Source organism: Kribbella soli, from assembly GCF_004331345.1.
Lineage (GTDB): Bacteria > Actinomycetota > Actinomycetes > Propionibacteriales > Kribbellaceae > Kribbella > Kribbella soli.
Map to the genome: position 1 here is coordinate 1,534,108 of NZ_SJJZ01000001.1, position 18,243 is coordinate 1,552,350.

Annotated in this window: 16 protein-coding genes; 9 read left to right on the forward strand and 7 right to left on the reverse strand. The window is 68.1% G+C overall.

What is annotated here, in order from left to right; genetic code table 11:
- Positions 1-99: 99 nt before the first annotated feature.
- Complete coding sequence (locus E0H45_RS07675; protein ID WP_131335537.1) at positions 100-888, reverse strand: alpha/beta hydrolase; 789 nt, start codon at positions 886-888, stop codon at positions 100-102.
- Positions 889-993: 105 nt separating this feature from the next.
- On the opposite strand from E0H45_RS07675, the gene E0H45_RS07680 reads away from it, so the two are divergent.
- The 4 genes from E0H45_RS07680 to E0H45_RS07695 all read left to right on the forward strand — a co-directional run bounded on the left by E0H45_RS07680 (position 994) and on the right by E0H45_RS07695 (position 3,783).
- Entirely contained in the window at positions 994-1,440 is a 447-nt protein-coding gene (locus E0H45_RS07680; RefSeq protein ID WP_165546378.1) for a MarR family winged helix-turn-helix transcriptional regulator, read from the forward strand.
- Complete coding sequence (locus tag E0H45_RS07685) at positions 1,437-2,651, forward strand: MFS transporter (RefSeq protein WP_238154846.1); 1,215 nt, start codon at positions 1,437-1,439, stop codon at positions 2,649-2,651. Before E0H45_RS07680 ends, E0H45_RS07685 begins: the two co-directional genes overlap by 4 nt.
- 96 nt (positions 2,652-2,747) lie before the next feature.
- Positions 2,748-3,275 carry a TetR/AcrR family transcriptional regulator gene (locus E0H45_RS07690; RefSeq protein WP_131335539.1) on the forward strand — a complete coding sequence of 176 codons (528 nt, stop codon included), beginning with the start codon at positions 2,748-2,750 and terminating at the stop codon, positions 3,273-3,275.
- 10 nt (positions 3,276-3,285) lie between these two features.
- Positions 3,286-3,783 (forward strand): DUF2867 domain-containing protein, encoded by a 498-nt coding sequence (locus tag E0H45_RS07695; RefSeq protein ID WP_131335540.1) that lies wholly within the window; start codon positions 3,286-3,288, stop codon positions 3,781-3,783.
- On the opposite strand, the gene E0H45_RS07700 is transcribed toward E0H45_RS07695, so the two are convergent.
- The 4 genes from E0H45_RS07700 to E0H45_RS07715 all read right to left on the reverse strand — a co-directional run bounded on the left by E0H45_RS07700 (position 3,731) and on the right by E0H45_RS07715 (position 8,949).
- On the reverse strand, positions 3,731-5,566 hold the full coding sequence (locus E0H45_RS07700; protein ID WP_131335541.1) for an ABC transporter permease: 1,836 nt from the start codon (positions 5,564-5,566) through the stop codon (positions 3,731-3,733). The two genes, E0H45_RS07695 and E0H45_RS07700, sit on opposite strands and share 53 nt — an antisense overlap.
- Before the next feature lie 74 nt (positions 5,567-5,640).
- On the reverse strand, positions 5,641-6,039 hold the full coding sequence (locus E0H45_RS07705) for a hypothetical protein (RefSeq protein WP_131335542.1): 399 nt from the start codon (positions 6,037-6,039) through the stop codon (positions 5,641-5,643).
- Complete coding sequence (locus tag E0H45_RS07710; protein ID WP_131335544.1) at positions 6,039-8,345, reverse strand: CehA/McbA family metallohydrolase; 2,307 nt, start codon at positions 8,343-8,345, stop codon at positions 6,039-6,041. The genes E0H45_RS07705 and E0H45_RS07710 overlap by 1 nt, the downstream gene beginning before the upstream one ends.
- Positions 8,346-8,394: 49 nt before the next feature.
- Positions 8,395-8,949: a TetR/AcrR family transcriptional regulator gene (locus E0H45_RS07715; RefSeq protein WP_238154847.1), complete on the reverse strand. Its 555-nt coding sequence runs from the start codon at positions 8,947-8,949 to the stop codon at positions 8,395-8,397.
- A 115-nt stretch (positions 8,950-9,064) separates the two neighbouring features.
- On the opposite strand from E0H45_RS07715, the gene E0H45_RS07720 reads away from it, so the two are divergent.
- On the forward strand, positions 9,065-11,587 hold the full coding sequence (locus E0H45_RS07720) for a bifunctional FO biosynthesis protein CofGH (protein ID WP_131337690.1): 2,523 nt from the start codon (positions 9,065-9,067) through the stop codon (positions 11,585-11,587).
- Positions 11,588-12,066: 479 nt separating this feature from the next.
- On the opposite strand, the gene E0H45_RS07725 is transcribed toward E0H45_RS07720, so the two are convergent.
- Positions 12,067-12,693 (reverse strand): hypothetical protein, encoded by a 627-nt coding sequence (locus E0H45_RS07725; RefSeq protein ID WP_131335548.1) that lies wholly within the window; start codon positions 12,691-12,693, stop codon positions 12,067-12,069.
- Positions 12,686-14,608, reverse strand: coding sequence for an acyl-CoA dehydrogenase family protein (locus tag E0H45_RS07730; RefSeq protein WP_131335550.1), 1,923 nt, complete (start codon positions 14,606-14,608; stop codon positions 12,686-12,688). The genes E0H45_RS07725 and E0H45_RS07730 overlap by 8 nt, the downstream gene beginning before the upstream one ends.
- A gap of 91 nt (positions 14,609-14,699) precedes the next feature.
- Here E0H45_RS07730 and E0H45_RS07735 point away from each other — a divergent pair, with 91 nt between their 5' ends.
- From E0H45_RS07735 to E0H45_RS07750, 4 genes are read left to right on the forward strand one after another with little or no spacing between them, the layout of a single operon-like run.
- Positions 14,700-15,104 carry a TOBE domain-containing protein gene (locus tag E0H45_RS07735; protein ID WP_475009175.1) on the forward strand — a complete coding sequence of 135 codons (405 nt, stop codon included), beginning with the start codon at positions 14,700-14,702 and terminating at the stop codon, positions 15,102-15,104.
- Entirely contained in the window at positions 15,104-15,886 is a 783-nt protein-coding gene (gene modA / locus E0H45_RS07740; RefSeq protein WP_131335554.1) for a molybdate ABC transporter substrate-binding protein, read from the forward strand. Before E0H45_RS07735 ends, modA begins: the two co-directional genes overlap by 1 nt.
- Positions 15,883-16,689: an ABC transporter permease gene (locus E0H45_RS07745; protein ID WP_131335556.1), complete on the forward strand. Its 807-nt coding sequence runs from the start codon at positions 15,883-15,885 to the stop codon at positions 16,687-16,689. Before modA ends, E0H45_RS07745 begins: the two co-directional genes overlap by 4 nt.
- A complete protein-coding gene (locus tag E0H45_RS07750) occupies positions 16,686-17,747 on the forward strand; it encodes an ABC transporter ATP-binding protein (RefSeq protein ID WP_131335558.1) in 1,062 nt (353 codons plus the stop codon). Before E0H45_RS07745 ends, E0H45_RS07750 begins: the two co-directional genes overlap by 4 nt.
- Positions 17,748-18,243: the final 496 nt, after the last annotated feature.

An 18,243-nucleotide genomic window follows, 5' to 3' on the forward strand; every position in this document is an offset into this window, starting at 1 on the left:
CGCCGAGCCCGCCAACAGGTGGCCGAGCCGGGCAGCAATGTGCACATCGTTGACACCGGGCAAGCCGTTACAGATTTCGGGAATCGGCGGATCTCAGGTTCAGCGGGTGATCCGGTCGAGGAAGGCGAACAGCGCCGGTTTCGCGACGGCGGCCTCGGTGCCGTCCAGGAGCTCGACGCCATGGCCGGTGGAGCCGGCGACGACGACCAGCTTCTTGTCCTTGGCAGGTACCACGGCGAAGTCCCTGCGCACCTCGGCGACCGGAAGGCTGTCGCCGTCGCTGGCCAGGTACAGCGCCGGCACCCGGAGCTTCGCGGCGAGCGGTGTCGTCGGCAGCCTGTGCTCCACGTCGTACCAGGACGCGCAGCTCAACACCGCCACCCCCGAGACCGCCGGGGTGATCATGGAGCCGCCGATCATCGATACGCAGCCGCCCACTGATCCACCGGCGAGCACAACCTCGGTCGCGCCGGCGGCCCGGACCTTGTCCACGACGGCCTGCAGCTCCTTGATCCGATCCAGGCCGGTGAGTGTGCCGTACTCCCACAGTGCGACCCGGTAGCCGCGGGCAACGAGCTCGGTCGCGACGCTGGACCAGTCGCACGGCGATCCGCCCCACTCGTAGGACAACACGACGGCCCGGCTGGCGTCGCCCAGCTGCACACCACTGACCGTGCTCCCGCCGGCAACCGCTGCGGTGAACGGTTCCGCCCCCTGGGCTGGGCACGCGGCCATCACCCCCGCTGGGGCGGACGTGGTCGGCGAACTCGGTGCCGGGGCGGATGTCATCGGCGAACTCGGTGCCGGCACGGCTGGATCGGCCCCGCATCCGGCCAGTCCGAGCACGAGGACGACGACGCAGACCGCGGACCGACCGACACTCGGCATGACCACCTCCAAGGGCGCGATCAGTGTGGCACTCCGAGAGGCCTTGAGTCGTGATGCTGTTCACTTCCCTGGAGATGCATAGCATTCCTATGTATATTTATGAGTGTGATTTCCAGGGATCTGACGCAGCTCGGAGAAGACGTCGTCGTCGCGTCGACGCGGTTGGCGCGGCTGGCGACCCGGAACGTGAACACGCTGCCGCACGCCGCAATGCGCGTGCTGGGGCGCTTGGACGAGCTCGGACAGGCCCGGATCAGCGAGCTGGCCAAGGCCGATCGGTGTTCCCAACCGACGATGTCCAACCTGGTGCAGCGCCTCGAGGACCAGGGCTGGGTGCACCGCGCCCAGGACCCGGCCGACTCGCGCGCCAGCCTGATCAGCCTCACCGACGCAGGCCTCGCCGAGCTGCGCAGCGCCCGGCACCAGGCCGGCGCCGCGTTGGCCGCGCACCTGAGTCAGCTCCCGGCGACCGACCTCACCACCCTCGAGGCCGCCGTCGCCATCGTCCACAAACTCCTCACCCTCGAACCTTTGGAGGACACGCCCCGGTGAGCACGTCGTCGTTTCTGAAGCAGCCCAAGTCCGTCTGGGCGGTCGCGTTCGCGTGCGTGATCGCGTTCATGGGCATCGGCCTGGTGGACCCGATCCTCAAGCCGATCGCCGAACAACTGCATGCGAGTCCGTCCCAGGTCTCGCTGCTGTTCACCAGTTACATGGCGGTCATCGGTGTCGCGATGCTGATCACCGGCGCGGTCTCCAGCCGGATCGGCGCCAAGCGCACCCTGCTCATCGGTCTGGCCATCATCGTCGTGTTCAGCGCGCTGGCCGGCCTGTCCAACAGCATCGGCATGATCGTCGCCTTCCGGGCCGGTTGGGGCCTCGGCAACGCGCTGTTCATCGCGACCGCGCTCGCCACGATCGTGAACTCGGCTGCCGGTTCGGTCGCCGAGGCGATCATCCTCTACGAAGCCGCCCTCGGTGTCGGTATCGCGGCCGGCCCGCTGGTCGGCGGCGAGCTGGGCACGATCTCCTGGCGCGGCCCGTTCTTCGGCGTCGCCGTCCTGATGACGATCGCCCTCGCCGCGACCGCGTTCCTGCTGCCCGCATCGCCGCCGGAAGCACGTCGTACGTCGGTCCTCGAGCCGTTGAAGGCACTACGGCACCGGTCGCTCGCGACGGTTGCGGTCACCGCGTTGCTGTACAACTTCGGGTTCTTCACGCTGCTCGCGTTCACCCCGTTCCCGCTGGCGATGTCGGCGCGGCAGATCGGGCTGATCTTCTTCGGCTGGGGCATCTGTCTCGCGTTCACCTCGGTGTTCGTGGCGCCGCGGTTGCAGCGCCGGTTCGGCACCCTTCCGGTGGCGATGACCGTCCTGCTGCTGTTCGGCGCGGACCTCGCGGTGATGGGTGTCTACGCGCACCACAAGCCGGTGCTCGCGGCCGGCGTCATCGTGGCCGGCCTGTTCCTGGGCATCAACAACACGCTGATCACCGAGGCCGTGATGGCAGCCGCTCCGGTCGAACGCGGTACGGCGTCCGCGGCGTATTCCTTCGTCCGCTTCTCCGGCGGCGCGGTCGCACCGTGGCTGGCCGGCAAGCTCGGCGAGGAGGTCAACATCCAGCTCCCGTTCTACGTCGGCGCCTTCGCCGTACTCCTCGCGGTCGGCGTCCTCGCCAGCGGCTGGAAGCCCCTCTCCCACCTCCGGGTCCCCACCGCTCATTCCGAATCCGAAGCCGAGGCCCTGACCGCAGCCGACGCCTGACCCACCCCCCGAACCCGACCCGCCGGACCCCTCTCCGGCGGGTCGTCTGCGTCTACGGTCCGTCGACCATACCAAACGGTATGGTATGGTCCAGGCGTGGTCAGTCGGACGGAGTGGTTGGACGCGGGGCTCGAGTTGCTGGCGGCCGAAGGTGCGCCGGCGGTGACGATCGAGCGGTTGACCGGTGCGCTGGGAGTGACGAAGGGGTCGTACTACCACCACTTCAACGGGGCTTCCGGCTACAAGGCGGCCTTGCTGGAGTACTTCGAGGCGCGCAACACGACCCGGCTGATCGACGCTGTTGAAGACGGTCGTGACGCGAGCGCGAAGCTCCAGCATCTGTTGCGGCTGGTGCTGGCTGACCCGGACAGCGCGGCCTTGGAGATCGCCGTACGCGCTTGGGCCTTGCAGGACAGCGAGGTGCGGGCCACGCAGGAACGGGTGGACAAGGCGCGGACGGCGTACCTGAAGAAGCTGTGCCGAGGACTTGGTTCGGATGTGGACCCGGATCGCTTCGCACAGCTGCTGTACCTGATTCTGATCGGCGCCGAGCAGGTCGTGCCGCCGATCGGTAAGCGGGACGTGCGGGAGATCTACGACCTGGTTCTCCGCTTGATCGACTAGAGGAGCACAAATGCCGACCACCTTGCACGAGCTCGACGATCTGGTGCCGGTTGTGGACGAGATCGATGTGAAGACGGCGCGGGGCGATGTCACGCTGCGGGAGTTCGTCGCGGGCGCGCTGGGACACAGTCCGTTGTGGGTCAAGGGATTGTTCGCGGTGCGGATGGCGGTGGCCGCGGTCCTTCGCCTCGAGACCACCGGCGTACCGGACACGCGGCGTCTGCGGCCCGAGACGGTGAGCTTCACACCGGGCGAGAAGGACGCGTTCTTCACCGTCGTGCGCGGCGAGGAGGACCACTACCTGCTGCTGAAGGTCTCCGACAACCACCTGGACGCGTGGCTCGCGTTCATCACCGACAACGAGCAGCCGGCGACGTTCAAGGTCGTCACGCTGGTGAAGTTCCTGCGGCCTGCCGGGAGGTTCTACTACAACCTGATCCGGCCGTTCCACCACGTCATTCTGCTCGGTATGTGCCGAGCCGGTGAGACGTGGCGCGACCGGCAGTGAGCGCCGCCGCGACCCCGACGACCACCAGCGCCGCCGCGAAGATGAGTCCGAGCAGCCGCCACGGAATCGCCAACGCAGCAAGGCCGTAAGGCCCCGCCGCAATGCCCGCGAGTGCCGCGGCGGCGACCAACGATCCCAGCAGTACGCCGACCATCACAACGGTCCCGGACTCGACCAGCGCGACCATGACGACCTGCCTCCGCGTCAGCCCGGCCAACCGTGACAGTGTGAACTCCTGACGCCGGTCGGCTGTCGACATCACGACCGCGTTTACGACAGCGACTGCGGTGAAGATCCCGGCCAGGCCCAGCAGCGCGGCGAACAGTCCCGAATTGCTGCGCTGCTGCGCCTCACCGCGCGCCTCCGCCCACTGCTCGACCGTCTGACCGTCCAGCGTCGCACCGGGCGCCAGCTTCACCAGTGTCTCGGTCCGCCCACCGGCAGGCAGTAAACTCCTTGGGATAAAGAAGTTCTCGCTCACGTCGAGTGTCTCAGGCATGATCGCGACCACCTTCACGGCGATCGATCTGTTGCCCAGCGCAATCTTGAGCGTCGCCCCGAGCTTGTAGCCCTCGGCCGCCATCCCCGGTCCAATCGCGATCGCCCGCCCGGTCAGCCGATCCAGCGAGCCCTTCCGCGGCCGCAGCTTGTGGGTTTGTTCGTAGGCCGCCGGATCGATCCCGATCGCCTCGGAGTACAGCGTTTTCCGTCCCCTCGTCACAGCGATCGGTACGGCGGTCTGCGCCGAGGCTGCCACGATCCCGGGACCCGGCCGGACGACGTGATCGACCACGACATCCGCCGTGATCAACTGTTTCTGCTCGACGCCGACCGCCTTCGTCAGCGACCCGAACGTGCCCCACAGCCCGATCACCAGCCCGACGAGCACGATCAACGGCGCCGCGGTCGCCGCACTCCGCCGTACGGCGTGCAGCACGCCGGCCCGTGCGAGATCAGCGATCAGGTTGCCGCGGACAACGATCGCAGGCAGCCGACCGACCAGCGGTACGACGACGGGACTCAGCTGGCTCAACGCCACGGACCCGCTGATCATCACGACCAACCCGATCATCAGCCCGGCCACGAGGTCCCGCGCCGCCTGCGCCACGATCACCAGCAGCACCGTGCCGAACGCGGCCGACAGCCCCCAGAACCATCGCCATCCCGTCATCACCCGCCGCGCCGCCTGTCCCTCGACGATCGCCTCGAGGGCATTGACCCGCGACGCCCGCCAGGCCGCGGCGAGTACGCCGGCCAACGCCGTACTCACGCCGACGATCATCGCCGCCCACACCGCGCCCTGATCCCACGGCGCCTCGAACCACTCGGGCAACATCCCCAGCTGAACGAGCAACCACGACTGCGCCCAGGTCGCCAGCACACCCAACGGCAGCCCGACCACACTGCCGACCACCCCGAGCAGACCGGCCTCCGTCACGACCATCAAGCACAGGTAACCCCGCTGCGCTCCGACCAACCGCAGCAGGCCGAACTCACGCCGCCGCTGCACCGTCATGAACCCGAACGTCGTGCTGACGATGAACACACTCAGGAAAACGGCCAGCATTACCGACATTCCGAGCAGCGTTGCGGCCCCGACGTACCCCTCACGGACCTTGGCCCGCTCGTACGCCGACAGTCCGGCGGGCAACACGGGCCTGTCGGTCGCGGCCAGCATCTGCAACCCGGACTGCACCAACCCGACCCCGAGCGCAACAGCAACCACCGCACCGGCGAACAGTTGCCACCTGGTCCGCAGCGCCCCGACAGATAACCTCAGCATGCACTCAGCCAACAGCCTGCGACTCCGACAAGCCGTGGCCTCAGCACCCGACCACAGGTAGCTCGCGCGCTACCTCACTCGCGGGCCGACAGCAGCAGGTTGACGGTGCTGTGGTTGGCAAGACCACCAAGTGCTCCGAGAGCCCGGAAGGTCAGAGTCACGTCGACAACGGTGGGCGCGTCGAGGCGGACCCGGAACGCAGCCTCCTGACGATGCTCACCGGTCAGTTCGTGCACCGGCAGATCCAACTGGAGGCCGCTGACCGGTTCGACCTCGACGGCCAGCGGCCCGGTGACGAAGCCGTCGTTGACGACCGTCACGGCGAGCGTGTGCCATTCACCTGGCTTCAAGGTCCCGATCGGCGCACCGCTGCGGGCAACGTTCAACCGCGCCTCCGGGTTGATGGTCACCGCGAGCGGCGCATCGGTGTCGACCGGCCCGCAACAGCCGATCGCAGGTGCCTGGTGAGTCATCAGTCAGCCTCGCATTCTTCTCGCCTCGACCGGTAGACCGCCTGCGCCTCGTCGTACGCCTGCCGCGCGGCAGCGCGCTCTTCCTCCCGGATGAACCCCGACTTCACCTTCCACAGCTGGTCGACGGAGTCGTGCAGCCACTGAGCGCTGCGGCGGGAGGCGCGGATCGGCCGGCCGCCGACCTCGAGGAAGATCGGCTGCGTGTGCACACTGCGCAGGATCCGCAGCGCAAGCCAGGACGACTTTTCCACCGGTACGTCGAACCCGAGCTCCTGCTCGGTGCCATCGGCAACCACCTCCTGCGTCGCCACCACGACACCGTTCAGCACGACCTCCACCAGCACGGACCGGGACGTGCCGATCCGGGACCGCTCGAGGTGCCAGCCGACCGGCGCGCTGTACGCCGGACGTCCTGCCGGCGGTGGCGGCTGCTGCTCAGGCAGCCAGGCGGCCACGGTCGCGCTGATCCGCACCGGGCCTGGCGCGTCCAGCGAGTGCTCACGACCGACATCACCATCGACCGCCAGATCGAAGACATGGCTGCGGCCGTCTCCGAAGTACGACGCGCTCTCCCGCAGACCGGTGATCCACGCCTCGATCGCCTGCGGACCCGCGGGCGGCTCGTTCAGTCGCACGTACGTACGCCCGACGCCCGGCCCCTCGTCGTACATGCACGGATAGTCGGTCTCGCCGAGCATCAGGGTGCGGAAGCCGACGCTGAGCAGGTGGTACCAGATGTTCATCTCGGCTGCGGGAGCGATCTGACCTCCGCACTGGAAGTCAGCGGCACCCAGCGGTACGTCGACCACGATCTCGTTGGAGCCGATGCCTTGGAAGGACGGCACGATGTAGTTGGGCAACTCCTCGGTGCCGACCCCGAGGCCGATTCCGCAATGCGCGTACCCGACCAGTGCGTTCTGCTCCTTGGCCCAGCGCAGTACCGGCAGGTTCCACGACGGCCAGTCCTCGATCAGACTCGTCGCGGGATAGTCCTGGTCGGTGAGCCCGAGCAGGATCAGGTGACCGGAGTGACTGGACGGGAACCCGGACACCTCGACGTCGTACCGCAACGCACTCTCGGCATCGCGGTCCGTCGGCTGCGGAGTCCAGGTCATGCCCTGGGCAGCCTGCATCAACGGGTACTCCAGATCGGCCGGCGGGCTGATCGACTCACCGCTGAAGAACTGTTTCTGGTGGTAGTAGCACGGCGCCCAGGTGAGCACACTGCCCAGCCACAGCCCTTCCCCGCGGACGTGCCGGATCATGGTTTCGGGCGTGACGCCTTCGCTCGGGACGTTGTAGTGCGAGCAGCCGCCGGCGTGGATGTGCGGGTCGCCCGAGTAGTAGCCGCGGCCTGCCGGATCGACCCAGCGGTCGAGGGTGATCGGAATCGCCTCGGTGCCCGCGTCGACGTCGGCGTCCAGGAGCACCGGCCGATACTCGGGTCCGCGGATCGCGGAGATCTGGTACCGGCCCTCGGGCAGCCGGATCATCTCGCCGGTCGCCCGGTACACGTGCTCGTGGAAGAACATGTCCGGTGCCAGTCGCATCGCCTTGGACGGGTACGAGCGTCCCTGCCCGTCCTGCACGGTGATCGAGGCCATGCAGCTGCGTCCGTCGGGCTCCCGGATGTCGAGCCGGATCTCACGGGCCGCGGCGCAGTCGAAGTCGAACGAAGCGCCGTACTCGCGCGACTCGAAGTTCGTCCGGAAGCCCGCCAGGCCGAGAGGTGAGCGGCTCAGGCTGGGATGGTTGTGCTCGTCCGCGGCGAAGACCGACAGCCCGCCTTTCCGGACGCCGTCGTCGCGGGTGTACAGGCTGATGACCTTGTACTCGACCTCGAAGCCGGACAGCTCACTGGGTACGGCGATCGTCGCGTCCAGCCACGCGTCCTTGATCCGCGGAACGATGGTCAGCGTGTCGTGCAACGCGATCCGCGCGGAGTGACTCTGGTAGTCGATCAAGCCGTAGACGCCGCCGTTCCCCGCGACAAGCTTGGCTTCGATCCGATGCGGATTCGCCACCCGCACGAGGAAGCTGCGCCAACCGTGCTGCATCAGTCGCGGCGGCGCGGCGCCCGGCGCGCACAACGCGGTCCCCTGCTCGTCGATCGAGACGTCCAGCAGGACGAACGGCCGCAGCAGGGTCTCTAGCTGAGTACGGCGCTCCGCGTCGCTCAGCGAGCTGCTCTCCAGCTTGGACAGCTGAGTGACCGCCTCGGCCGGCAGCGGATCGCCGAGGTCTTGCAGTTTCCGGACGGCGCGGGCTGCAGATGCGAACAATGGCTGTACTGGGGGCTCTGACACCGAGGACCTCCCTGTTGGCGAGTTCCTTCGCGACCCTACTCGGTGGGGTCTACCTCAGCACCTCCAATAACGCGGCGACGTCGGCCTGGTCCAGATCGCGGGCGCCGATCAGCGCCTGCATCAAGAGGCCGTCCAGGGCTGCCACCAACAGCCTCGCCTTCTGGGGATCCGCGGTGAACGCCCGGGCGATCTCCGTCAACGGCTCCAACCACGCACCAGCCGTCTCCCGCAGGTCCGGGCGCCGAGCCGCATACAGGTACAACTCGTAGAGCGCCAGCGTCCGGCCACGTCGCCGTACGACGCTGTGCTCGATCAGCCGCGCCAACTCGTCGGCCGGTCGCGCGCCCAACTCGCTACCGCGACCGTGCAACTCGACAGCAAGGTCCTCCGCGGCCGACTGGAGGGCCGCGACCAGGAGGTCGTCCAGCGTCGGAAAGTGGTATGTGATCGAGGCGACCGAGACATCGGCCACCGCGGCCACCGCGCGATGGCTCACACCTGCGACTCCGTCGCGTTCGATCACGGTCAGCGTCGCCGCGAGCAACTCGCTCCGGCGCTGCTCGCCGCGCACTCGACGCCCGTCGACACCCCGCCTGACCTGCACGAACAGCAAACTATCAGGACGTCTGTACGGATTGATTTTGCTGTCCGGAATCGCGGGATCCAGCGTTTTCCGCGACTTAGGCTCGGATTTCGTGGCCCCTGATCTGACGACAGCGATGCGGCGCGCCTTGAAGCGCGCAGACGACGGCAAGACCCTCGACCCGGCGGAGGTGGAGGTGCTGCTCGGCGCGAGCGGCGACGCGCTGACCGCGCTGATGACCACCGCGGCGCGGGTCCGCGACCAAGGCCTGGCCGACGCCGGCCGGTCGGGGATCATCACGTACTCGAAGAAGGTCTTCATCCCCCTGACGCGGTTGTGCCGGGACCGCTGCCACTACTGCACCTTCGCGACCACGCCGGGTCGGGTGCATGCGCCGTACCTGTCGCCCGACGAGGTGCTGGAGATCGCGCGGCAGGGCGCGGCGCTGGGCTGCAAGGAGGCGCTGTTCACGTTGGGCGATGCGCCCGAGGATCGGTGGGACGCGGCGCGGCAGTGGCTCGACGAGGCCGGGTACGACAGCACGCTCGACTACGTCCGGGCGATGGCGATCCGGGTCCTCGAGGAGACCGGTCTGCTGCCGCACCTGAACCCCGGCGTGATGTCGTGGCAGGACCTGCAGCGGCTGAAGCCGGTCGCGCCGAGCATGGGGATGATGCTCGAGACCACGTCGCGGCGGCTGTTCGAGGAGAAGGGCCAGCCGCACTTCGGTTCGCCGGACAAGGACCCGGCGGTTCGGCTCCGGGTGCTCGAGGACGCCGGGCGGTCGAACGTGCCGTTCACGACCGGGCTGCTGATCGGCATCGGGGAAACGCTGCCGGAACGTTCCGACTCGATCTTCGCGTTGCGGAAAATCGCCCGGCAGTACAACGGCATCCAGGAAGTCATCATCCAGGGTTTCCGGGTGAAGCCGGACACCGCGATGCGCAACGACGCCGACGTACCGCTGGACGAGTGGCTGGCCGCGATCGCCGTGACGCGGATCGTGCTCGGGCCGCGGGTCCGGGTGCAGGCGCCGCCGAACCTCGTTGACCTCGCCGAGTGCCGTGCGCTCCTCGACGCCGGCGTCGACGACTTCGGCGGGGTCTCGCCGCTCACCCCGGACCACGTGAACCCCGAGCGTCCGTGGCCGCAGATCGACGACCTCGCGAAGGTGACCGCCGACGCCGGGTTCGAGTTGCGCGAGCGGCTCACCGCACACCCGGAGTACCTGCGGGAGCCCTGGCTCGATCCGCGGCTGATCTCGCACGTCGAGGCGCTCCTCGACCCTGCTACCGGTCTGGCCAACGAAGACGCGATGCCCGTCGGTCTCCCGTGGCAGGAGCCTGATGGCGGCTGGGACAGCGTCGGCCGCACCGATCTCCACACCGCGATCGACACCGAGGGCCGTCGTACCGAGACGAGGTCGGACTTCGACGCGGCGTACGGCGACTGGGACGTGCTGCGCGAGGACGTGGCCGCTCGCCGCGAGGCCGAAGCCGCCGCTGACGCCGCCGCCTTGGCCGGCGCTCCGGAGCGGATCGCCGCTGACGTCAAGGCCGCCCTGGCCGCCGCCGAACGCGACCCTGCCGGGCTTTCCGACGCGCAGGCGTTGACGTTGATGACGGCCACCGGTCCTGCGCTGGACGAACTCGCGCGGATCGCGGACAACTTGCGGAAGGCAACGGTCGGCGACGACGTGACGTACGTCGTGAACCGGAACATCAACTTCACCAACGTCTGCTACACCGGCTGCCGGTTCTGCGCCTTCGCGCAACGCCGCACCGACGCCGACGCCTACTCCTTGTCGATGGACGAGGTCGGCCAGCGCGCCGAGGAGGCGTGGGTGATCGGCGCGACCGAGGTCTGCATGCAGGGCGGCATCCACCCCGACCTGCCGGGTACGGCGTACGCCGACCTGGTCCGCGCGGTCAAGGACCGGGTCCCGGAGATGCACGTCCACGCGTACTCGCCGATGGAGGTCGTGAACGGCTCGGTGCGCACCGGCCTGTCGATCGAGGAGTTCCTGATCTCGGTGAAGGAGGCCGGGCTGGACAGCATCCCCGGCACCGCGGCCGAGATCCTCGACGACGACGTCCGCTGGATCCTCACCAAGGGAAAGTTGCCGACGGCAAGCTGGATCGAGGTGATCAGCACCGCGCACAAGGTCGGCCTGCCGTCCAGCTCGACGATGATGTACGGCCACGTCGACGCGCCGCACCACTGGGTCCAGCATCTGCGCACGATCGCCGCGGTCCAGGACAAGACCGGCGGTTTCACCGAGTTCGTCTTGCTGCCGTTCATCCACCAGAACTCGCCGATCTACCTGGCCGGCGTCGCGCGGCCGGGCCCGACGTACGACGAGAACCGGGCGGTGCACGCGATGGCGCGGATCATGCTGCACGGCCGAATCGACAACATCCAGTGCTCGTGGGTGAAGCTCGGCGTGGACGGCTGCGTCGCCGTACTGAACGGCGGCGTCAACGACATCGGCGGCACGCTGATGGAGGAGACCATCAGCCGGATGGCCGGCTCCAAGCACGGCAGCCGCAAGTCCATCGCCGAACTCACCGCAATGGCCACCGCCGCCGGCCGCCCGGCCCGCCAACGAACCACGACGTACGGCGACGTCCCCGTCCGCCCGTCCCTGGAACTCGCCTGATCAGGCCATGAAGTCGAGGCGCAGCAGGAGTCTTGACGAGTGGTTAGTTGTTGCAGAAGGCAACATCTGTACGGAAAGTGAGTGAATTTTTACTGAGCGTTGCTTACTTCAAAGGCAATGCAAATGTTTGAACCGGAGGATTCCCGGTACGCGGGCCGCGTGACAACGTTCTCTTGTCGGCGGCGGACGGGTCGCCGGCACTAGGTCCAGGTGGTTTCCGCAGTACTCCCGTCCGCGACCGGACTGTACCTCCCCTGCCGGCCACGGAATGAGACGCGGGACCCCCCTCCTTCGGGCCATTGCCCTCTCGGGGCAACAGCAGGACGCCGGCCGTGTCGGTGGGGTGTTGGTCGCCAGTGAGGTGGCGACCAACACCCGGCACGGCCGGCGTTTCTTACTGAAAACCGCCTCTCTGTACTGGTGCTGCTGGGGACCAGTACAGCGAGGCGGTTCTGTTTTTCCGGGTCTGGTTTTCCGGCCTAGTACGGATAGGTGTCGTCGCGCCGGGTCGGGTCCAGGTCCCACAGGGAGAACTGGACGATCTTGTGGGACTCCTCGCCGCCGCCCGGGATCAGCCCGAACGACTCGTACTCCTTCGAGCCCAGTCCGTCGAGGTAACAGAGCAGCTCGAACGCCGACTGCGCGTCCTCGATGTCGTCGATCACCTCGTCGTTCTGCGCTTCGTCCGCGCGGCTCCGCACGTACTGCACGAAGGCGTCCGGATCGGTCACGACGTAGTCGTACCGCGCCTGGTAACTGAGCCGGACCCCGCTCTCCGGCAGCAGCGGCTCCTCCAGCTCCTCGAGGTCGTCCAGCGCATTGCCCTCGACGATCTCCCGGTAGTCCGCGGGGTCGTCGAAGTCGTCCGGTCCCAGCGGCAGGTCGTCCAGCTCGTCGGGGTCGTACGAGTCGATCCCGAGGAAGATGTCGCCCCAGCCTCGTTCGTGCACGGCGTCCGCGAGCGCCCGGGCCTGGACCCGGACGTTCTCGATCGCGCCGGTGGCCCGCAGGTCGTGCAGGTCCAGAGCGTCAGCCTGCTCCAGCAGCACCCGGGCGAGTTCACGGGCGGCCTCGGCAGCCGACGCGGGTTCGATCGGCTCACTCATGCTGTGACGGTACAACCATGGGCACCTCCGTTGACGAGCCCGGTACTCCGAACGCGTCGACGAGCTCTACCGCGGCCGGACGGACGACCGCGCACAGCTCGTTGACGAGCGCCGTGATCGCCTTCGAACGCCCCGGTGAGAGGCGCCCGTGCTCGAGGTACCAAGCGCGCTCCCCCTCGATCGTCGCCAGCGCATGCAGGTCGTACAGATCCTGCAGCCGCGGCCGGATCTCCTCCGGCGCGTTCCGCACCGCGGTCTGGAATGCCTCCACAACGATCCGGTCCACATGCGCCCGGCCGGCCGCGATCACATGGTCCTGGCACCGGTTGAACACGTCGAACGGATCGTCGCCGGCATCGATCCCGCCCTTCAGCCGCCGCGCCACCCCCGCCAGCATGTGCTCCTCCCGGAACCGCAGCAGCCCCGAGTGGTACGCGTCGTCCCGCAGCCCGGCGTCCGGATCTGCCGCGTCGCTCCGATTCGGTACGACGTCCCGCAGCCGCTCGATCAACGGACGCAGCGCGGCCTTCTCGACCGCGATCTCCACCGCCTGCGCCGTGACGAACCTCGCCATACCCAACGGGTCCAGCTTGCCGAACGACTCGCGGTAGTCCGTCAGCAGTCCCTTCGCCACCAGTTGCATCAAGACCGTGTTGTCGCCCTCGAAGGTGGTGAACACGTCGGTGTCCGCCTTCAGCGTCGCCAACCGGTTCTCGGCCAGGTATCCCGCGCCGCCGCACGCCTCCCGGCACATCTGGATCGTCTCGGTCGCGTGCCACGTCCCGAGCGCCTTGGTCCCCGCTGCCTGCGCCTCCAACGCCCGCCGGTCGTGCTCGCCCTGGTCGTCGTCGAACACCCGGGCGAACTCCTCCACCAGTTCGGCCTGCGCGAAGTGCAGCGCATACGTCCGCGCGAGCAACGGCAGCAGCCTGCGCTGATGCATCCGGTAGTCGAGCAGGATCGCCTCCTCGTTGCTTCCCGGAGCGCCGAACTGGCGCCGCTGAGCGCCGTACCTGATCGCGATCGTCAGCGCCACCTTGCTCGCGTTGATCGCCGCACCGCCGACGGACACCCGGCCCTGCACCAGCGTGCCGAGCATGGTGAAGAACCGGCGGTCCGGGTTCTCGATCGCGCTGCGGTAGGTGCCGTCCGCATCGACCTGGGCGTAGCGGTCGAGCAACGCCTCCCGCGGCACCCGGACCTGGTCGAAGACGATCCGCCCGTTGTCGACACCGTTCAGCCCGAGCTTCGGCCCGCAGTCCGACAACGTCACGCCGGGCAGCGCCGAACCGTCCGCATCCCGGATCGGCACCATCAGGCAGTGCACACCATGCCTCTCGCCGCCGACGATCAACTGCGCGAACACGGCCGCCATCCGCCCATGACGGGCCGCGTTGCCGATGTAGTCCTTCCGCGCCGCCGCCGACGGCGTGTGCACGACGAACTCTCCTCTCGTCTCGTCGTACGTCGCCGTCGTGCCGAGGGCCTGCACGTTCGACCCGTGACCGGTCTCGGTCATCGCGAAGCAGCCGAGCAACCGTCCGCTGATCGCATCCGCCAGATACCGCTCGTGGTGTTTCTCGGTCCCCAGGTGCAGGATCGCGCCGGCGAACAGGCCGAACTGCACACCGGCCTTGACCATCAGCGACAGGTCGCCGAAGGCCAGCGTCTCGAACGCCGCGATGAACCCGCCCAGGTCCGCCTCGCCGCCGTACTCCTTCGGATAGCCCCGCGCGGGCAGCCCGTCCGCGGCCGACTGCAGCAGCAGGTCGAGGATCCGGTCCCGGTACTCGTCCCGCGGCAGCCGCACCGCCAGGTCACCCAAGTCAGCGTGCGCGCTCAGCCCTGCCCGCACGACGTCCCGCGCCGCCTTGTGCGGCCCGTCCAAGTAGTCCCGCATCGCCGATGTGCTCATGCCCTATAACTTACGAGGAATCGCCACTACTTTCCGTCACCGCTTCGCGACTGTGGAAAACCTGGCATCAATCCGCATCTGCGGCGGTAGGCTGTCTTCCGTGCCGAACTTGCGGGTCAGTGAGGCGGCCGCGCTCCTGGGGGTCAGCGACGACACGGTTCGGCGCTGGATCGATCAGGGCCGGTTGCCGTCGAAGCAGGAGAACGGCCGGATGGCCGTCGACGGGCAAGCGCTCGCCACGTTCGCCCAGGAGCTGGCGGACTCACCGGAGCCAGGTCACACCGCCGCGGCCTCGGCGCGCAACCGGATGCGGGGGATCGTCACCCGGGTGCTCAAGGACGGTGTGATGGCCCAGGTCGAGATGCAGGCCGGGCCGTTCCGCGTGGTGTCGCTGATGAGTCGTGAGGCTGCCGACGAGCTCGGCCTGGAGCCCGGCGTGGTGGCCGTCGCCTCCATCAAGTCCACCCATGTCGTCGTCGAGATCCCGGAGGCCTGATGTTCCGCCGTACCGCGTTCGCCGCCCTTGCCGCGGTCGCCGCGCTCGCCCTCGCCGGATGTGGCGACGGCACCCCGGCGGCGTCGTCCCCGGGGAACGGCTCCAGCACGCCGGCCCTGTCGGGTGCGGTGAACGTCTTCGCCGCCGCCTCCCTGACCGGCACGTTCACCCAGCTGGGCAAGGACTTCGAGGCCGCTCACCCCGGCGTGAAAGTGACCTTCAACTTCGCCGGCAGCTCTGCGCTCGCGCAGCAGATCGAGCAGGGGGCACCGGCCGATGTGTTCGCCTCCGCAGCGCCGAAGAACATGGACGACGTCAAGGACAAGGGCACCCCGACGAACTTCGTGAAGAACACGCTGGAGATCGCCGTACCGAAGGGCAACCCGGGCAAGATCACCGGCATCAAGGACTTCGCGGACAAGAACAAGAAGATCGCGATCTGCGCCGCGCAGGTGCCGTGCGGCGCGGCGGCCGCGAAGGTGTTCACGGCGGTCGGCATCACCGCGCAGCCGGACAGCCTCGAGCAGGACGTGAAGGCGGCGCTCACCAAGGTCAGCCTCGGCGAGGTCGACGCGGCGCTCGTGTACAAGACCGACGTACTGTCCGCCAAGGACAAGGTCGAGGGCATCGAGTTCCCGGAGTCGAGCAAGGCCGTCAACGAGTACCCGATCGCCACGCTGTCCAAGGCTCCGAACCCGGACGGCGCCAAGGCGTTCGTCGACTACGTCTTGTCCGACAAGGGCAAGGCGGTCCTGACCGCCGCGGGCTTCGACGCACCGTGAGTCGCCGTGGCAGGAGTACTAGTGGGCGGCTGCCTCTAGTACTTCTGCTGCCTGCTCTGCTCGGGCTGGCCTTCCTGCTCGTCCCCTTGGTCGGTCTGCTGATCAAGGCCCCTTGGTCGACGTTGCCGGAGCGCCTGTTCAGTGCCGACGTGTGGCAAGCGCTGCGGCTGTCGCTGGTGTGCGCGACTGCTGCTACTGCGTTGTGCTTACTACTAGGTGTTCCGCTGGCGTGGCTGCTCGCCCGTGGAGGGCTGCCGGGGCGGAGTGTGATCCGGGCGTTCGTGACGGTTCCGCTGGTGCTGCCGCCGGTGGTTGGTGGCGTTGCATTGTTGTTGGTACTCGGACGACGCGGTCTGGTCGGTCAGCACCTCGACACGTGGTTTGGCATCTCACTGCCGTTCACTCCTGCCGGTGTGGTTGTTGCAGAGGCCTTTGTGGCTATGCCGTTCCTGGTGATCTCCGTGGAAGGCGCACTGCGTGCTGCTGATCCGCGGTACGAGGAGGCGGCCGCAACACTCGGTGCCGGACGGTGGCTGACGTTCCGGCGCGTGACGCTGCCTTCGATCGCACCTGGCGTTGTCGCCGGGACAGTGCTCTGCTGGGCGCGTGCACTGGGCGAGTTCGGTGCCACCATCACGTTCGCCGGCAACTTCCCGGGCCGTACGACGACCATGCCGCTGGCCGTGTACCTGGCGTTGGAGACTGATCCCGACGTGGCCGTCGTACTGAGCCTGGTGCTTCTACTGGTGTCCGTCGTCGTACTGGCGTCTCTCCGCGAGCGCTGGATCGGTGGACTCCGTTGACTCTGTACGCCGATGTGCAGGTGAGCCGCGGCTCCTTCGATCTCGCACTGGACCTGACTGTCGAGCCAGGTGAGGTTGTCGCGCTTCTCGGCCCCAACGGAGCTGGCAAGACCACAGCGCTGCGTGCCATCGCCGGACTGCTCGCGGTGGACCGCGGACGCATCGCGCTGGACGACACGGTCTGGGACGAGCCGCCGCGGACGTTTCGTACGCCGGACCGCCGGCCGATCGGCGTGGTGTTCCAGGACTATCTGCTGTTCAACCACCTGAGCTGCTTGGAGAACGTGGCCTTCGGACTTCGCGCCCGCGGTGTGGAGAAGCAGACCGCCCGGCTGGAGGCCTCGCGCTGGCTCGAAACGGTCGGCTTGTCGGAGTACGCCCGTACTCGCCCCCGTGCTCTGTCCGGCGGGCAAGCCCAACGCGTCGCCCTGGCGCGAGCGCTGGCCACCGACCCCGAACTCCTGCTGCTCGACGAACCGCTAGCCGCACTGGACGCCGGCACCACCCTTCACGTCCGAGCCGAACTGGGCCAGCACCTCAACCGCTTCGAAGGCCACACTCTGCTGGTCACGCACGACCCTCTGGACGCCATGGTCCTGGCCGACCGCCTGGTCATCATCGAGAACGGCCAAGTAGTCCAGGAAGGCAAACCCACCGAGGTGGCCCACCGCCCCCGCACCGACTACGTGGCCCAACTGGTAGGCCTCAATCTCTACCGCGGCGACGCTTCAGGCACTGCAGTCAGACTGCCCGAGGGCGGCACGATCACACTTGCCGAACCAGCCACCGGCCCAGTCCACGTAGCGTTCCCGCCCACCGCGGTCAGCCTCTACGTGCAACCCCCGTCCGGCAGCCCTCGCAACACTTGGCCCGCCGTGGTCACCGGCATCGAACAGCACGCCCACACAGTCCGAGTCCGCCTCGACGCCTCCCCCGCCGGCCCGGCCGACCTCCTCGCCGACATCACCCCCGCCGCCGTAGCCGACCTCCACCTGACCCCCGGCCAACCCCTCCACACCACCCTCAAAGCCACCGAGGTCCACACCTACCCGGTCTGACCGGCACTGCAGCCGGCCACACGGACAAGCCCGCGGGGCCGGTGAACAAGCAATTGCCTGTTCCCAGTCACCAGCGGGTGTTCCAGCGACACAGGCACCACGGTTGCCGATGCAGCTTCCGGCGTACCAGGTCTGAGTGCAGTCGGGTCGGTTGCCGGGGGAAGAGACACCCGCCGGGGGCGGCGGACAGGGAATACCGGGTTCCAGCGCACCAGAGCCTGCCTTTCGCCCCCGCGGCTCGCTCACACATCGGGTAGGTGAGCCGGCCGAGTCAGGGGTACGACGCACTCGCGTTGGGGTTACGGGCTGTGACGTTGTTGGGGTGGATTGACATGTGGTCGCGGGGTGATTCACGCTCAGGATTCGCGGTTCGGTAACGAAGAGTGTTTAGTTACTCACTCGTAGTGCGTGGGTTCTTCACATGAGAGTGATGACATCGTGCACTACGCCGACCCCGGTCGAGGCACCCAGGATGTGGCGGGGCCACGAAAGGGGG

Excerpts from the sequence above, each read along its gene's own strand:
- modA (WP_131335554.1), top strand. The coding sequence starts at position 15,104 with ATGTTCCGCCGTACCGCGTTCGCCGCCCTTGCCGCGGTCGCCGCGCTC.
- E0H45_RS07725 (WP_131335548.1), bottom strand. The coding sequence starts at position 12,693 with ATGAGTGAGCCGATCGAACCCGCGTCGGCTGCCGAGGCCGCCCGTGAA.
- E0H45_RS07675 (WP_131335537.1), bottom strand. The coding sequence starts at position 888 with ATGCCGAGTGTCGGTCGGTCCGCGGTCTGCGTCGTCGTCCTCGTGCTC.
- E0H45_RS07720 (WP_131337690.1), top strand. The coding sequence starts at position 9,065 with ATGCGGCGCGCCTTGAAGCGCGCAGACGACGGCAAGACCCTCGACCCG.
- E0H45_RS07730 (WP_131335550.1), bottom strand. The coding sequence starts at position 14,608 with ATGAGCACATCGGCGATGCGGGACTACTTGGACGGGCCGCACAAGGCG.
- E0H45_RS07700 (WP_131335541.1), bottom strand. The coding sequence starts at position 5,566 with ATGCTGAGGTTATCTGTCGGGGCGCTGCGGACCAGGTGGCAACTGTTC.
- E0H45_RS07705 (WP_131335542.1), bottom strand. The coding sequence starts at position 6,039 with ATGACTCACCAGGCACCTGCGATCGGCTGTTGCGGGCCGGTCGACACC.
- E0H45_RS07695 (WP_131335540.1), top strand. The coding sequence starts at position 3,286 with ATGCCGACCACCTTGCACGAGCTCGACGATCTGGTGCCGGTTGTGGAC.